This is a genomic window from Vibrio sp. 10N.222.49.C9, from assembly GCF_041474985.1.
Taxonomy (GTDB): Bacteria; Pseudomonadota; Gammaproteobacteria; order Enterobacterales; family Vibrionaceae; genus Vibrio; species Vibrio crassostreae_C.
Genome location: NZ_JBFRVD010000637.1, coordinates 1 through 402, shown reverse-complemented (window position 1 = coordinate 402; position 402 = coordinate 1). Strand labels below are relative to the sequence as shown.

The 402-nt window shown below is 40.8% G+C and carries 1 pseudogene; it reads left to right on the top strand.

Annotated features, from left to right (window positions below):
• Positions 1-188 (top strand): annotated as a pseudogene (locus AB4585_RS24835) (phosphate/phosphite/phosphonate ABC transporter substrate-binding protein); the annotation flags it as partial.
• Positions 189-402 lie beyond the last annotated feature (214 nt).

The following is a 402-nucleotide window of genomic DNA, read 5'->3' as shown; positions in this document are numbered from 1 at the left end:
ACCTAGCGCCGGAGCTTCAAGAAAAGATTCAGCAAGCATTTTTCTCTTTCGATTGGCAAGGAACTAAATTGCAAGAAGAGTTTGAACGCAATGGCGAGGCGCAATTTGTGCCAATTACCTACCAAGAGCACTGGGAAGTGATTCGCACCATAGATACAGCAAATCAGGTTTCTTATACCTGTAGCTAACCAGAAATACCACTCACTAAAAGGCCCAAAATAGAGTTTGGGCCTTGCTTTACATCATCATTATTTAATACCAATCACACTAAATCAGCGAGCATGATCGGTTATTTAGTACGATTGATATCACCTCCCCAAAGGAAGGTCATGTCTACATTAACTCTAAAAAGCTTAACCAAGCATTATTCTTCATCGGATAAGGCGCTTACCAATGTCAATC